The organism is Okeania hirsuta, from assembly GCF_003838195.1.
Lineage (GTDB): Bacteria > Cyanobacteriota > Cyanobacteriia > Cyanobacteriales > Microcoleaceae > Okeania > Okeania hirsuta.
Genome location: NZ_RCBY01000485.1, coordinates 1 through 2,551, shown reverse-complemented (window position 1 = coordinate 2,551; position 2,551 = coordinate 1). Strand labels below are relative to the sequence as shown.

General features: G+C 46.5%; 4 protein-coding genes. All 4 read right to left on the bottom strand.

The features are described 5' to 3' along the window. Positions 1-217: 217 nt before the first annotated feature. Positions 218-631, bottom strand: coding sequence for a hypothetical protein (locus D5R40_RS32080; protein ID WP_124155820.1), 414 nt, complete (start codon positions 629-631; stop codon positions 218-220). Positions 632-1,077: 446 nt separating this feature from the next. Continuing rightward, positions 1,078-1,692: a hydroxymethylglutaryl-coenzyme A reductase family protein gene (locus D5R40_RS38570; protein ID WP_205127809.1), complete on the bottom strand. Its 615-nt coding sequence runs from the start codon at positions 1,690-1,692 to the stop codon at positions 1,078-1,080. Positions 1,693-1,851: 159 nt separating this feature from the next. Then, positions 1,852-2,181, bottom strand: coding sequence for a hydroxymethylglutaryl-coenzyme A reductase family protein (locus D5R40_RS38565; RefSeq protein WP_205127808.1), 330 nt, complete (start codon positions 2,179-2,181; stop codon positions 1,852-1,854). Positions 2,182-2,222: 41 nt separating this feature from the next. Then, positions 2,223-2,551, bottom strand: a 329-nt coding sequence (locus D5R40_RS32065; RefSeq protein WP_205127807.1) for a hypothetical protein, incomplete at its 5' end; no start/stop codon positions are given.

Genomic DNA, 2,551 nt, shown 5'->3' with positions numbered 1-2,551 from the left:
AGTAGTCGCTAAAGTATTGCTCCTGTACCGGCTGTAGCGATAATGCTTCGCTAAGCAATGCCTCATGTTCCTTTATGAGCTCCTCAAAGTCCTGCAGTCTTGTACTCTGCAAAATAGCTTGTGTAATAAGGTCAATCTTTTGTATTAATGGAAGCAGGGTCCATAGCTGAGGAATTTCTCTCGATAATGCCGAATTCCATCTCTGCTATTTTGCTTTTTACCGGAATATAACAAGATAGAGCTGATCCAGAAAGGGAGGCTTGAATTGGGTAGGCTGTGAATGCGGCGTACCGTTGGCCAGTCGATAGAGTATGGGGCCATCCGCAATCGCGCAGGCAATATCATAAGCAGAACCTCCAAATGAATCCCACAACAACTGATAGGGATCTACTGCTTGCCATTTGCTAATGCAGCTAGAAGGGTAGAGAAGTACTAAACCCCAAATGTCTGGAAACTCCAGGTCCATACGTAAGTCTAGTCCGGGTAGATCTGCCAGGCGGTAGGTTTTTGCTTTTGTATAGATTGGAAATCTGAATGAGCCGTTCAGCCACGGCTGCATCGGTAGCATTATTATTTCTAAAGTAAGAAAGCTCAAAGGAAGCTTGGAACCAGACCTGAGCTTGATGATCATAACTGGCCCAGTTTAGCTGCCCGGCTGGAATTTGTTCGCCTTGTTTTAATTTCCATCCACTGACCGAGTTTGGCAGGGATGGCTAGAGCAGTGGCTCCATCAAGTACCACATATTCACCGGTGAGCAGGAGTTTACCCTTAGTGTGGGTATTGAAAATGCTTGAGTTGGAGGTCATTCTGCAAGTTTTAGGCGCTTTGCCTCGCAACCAATCAAGAATCTCGTACGGCTGTAAAAGGATACTACCTTGTCTTTGAAGTGACAATCGCATCTTTTACTTCTGCTCGGTAGCACCTAGGTGATTTAGATATTGAGCAGGTGCATTTTCATGTGGCCTTGCTGAATACCGTGTGTCACCAATGATCGGACTGCCGCAAAGTTTTTGTGCCAGGCCAGTAGCTGCGATGATCATCATGAGTTTCTTGGGCGCTGGGGTTGCCTAGAAGTTCTAATGATCGGTGAGCCAAAGATGCAGTTTGGTCAAGCCGCCTACCGTACCAATGGCTAGTGGAATGTCTAACCAAATTTGAAAAATTCCGTCCTTCACTTCGCACTGGGGTAAGGCTAGATACTGCCCATCTTTGGCGGCATAGTGGTGACCGCAGGCTTCGATAGCCCGAAAGTCATTCCTGTGGCCAAATACTACGGCATCTATTCCATTGAATATACCTTTATTGTGCGTGGTGGCTCGGTACGGATCAATCCGTGCAATGCGCACAGCTTTGCTAAATTTGTCGGCAAATCCGGCAGCATTTAAATCTTTGCAAGCTCCCTCCAATTGTTCCACTGGGCACTCTACCCAGGTGCGAACCAAACAATCCGGCGTATAATTGGATAGGATGGCCATGATGATTTCTACGGAGCGTTCCTCATCTTTCAGAGCCGGTGACTCCGCTGCAAATTCTTGCAAGCTCTTACCGAATTGCTCCAATATGGAGTTGATGAAATTGGCTCCCATCGAGTCGCAGGTCTCGAAAGCTACCTTTAGCTGGTAATAATCAGCTTCCTCATTTTTTAGATCTAGCAATTCGATATCGAGAATACCACCACCTCTAGCTTCCATATTCTTGAGAGGGGAGCGGCATCAGCCCGAAGCTTAGCTTCGATTTGTGGGAATAATTCGCGCAGGGTGGCAGGGGCTCCTGACCATGAGAAATGAACTTGTCCCAGTTTTGGGTGTGTCTATTACTTCTGCTCTGAATCCCACGATTCAGCCAGAATTTCATGCGCTGGAAGCAGCCGCTACAACAGAACTTTCCTCGATTACCATCGGCACGGCATAGGTCTTGCCATTGATCTTAAGATTCGGAGCAATACCGAATGGCAGAACGAAATTGCTAATGGTATTCTCACTAAAGTCATCGAGTACTTTCTGCTGTTGTTCGTCGCCGTGCCAGAAACTTTTCAGTTCTCTGATGACGGCTTCTGGTTCCGTAAAGAAATGTTCAGCTACCCAACGAAGCTTGGCTCGCTTGGATAGCTTAGAGAAACCGCTAATGGTCTTTTTTTGCATTTCTTGCTTGCTTAGGTCTGAATCTTCAGAACTCACCATTGGTGATTCCTCGATCCTTGTCGAATATTCAGATTCTATGTTCATGCTTTGAGACTTAAGAAGGTTTGAGATAGGGCTAAGCCCTTGATTTGCGTCATTACGTACGAACGTAAGGTCTCATAGTCGCCTCTAGCATGCTTCAGAAACTGTGAAGCCTGCCCATATATACTTGGTAAGGTACATTTTTCCGTAAGGTAATAACCATCCAGGAAGTGTCGAATACCCCCAGAGATGATGATCTGGGAACATCTACGCTTATCGCCCAATTCTTCCACCAGGCGGTTGCAAAGCTCCACCATTTCTTCTGCTCCATGTCCAATATTGGCCAATCTTCCGTAGGCTTCTTGCTCTAGTTCGCTGGATCGAGCCA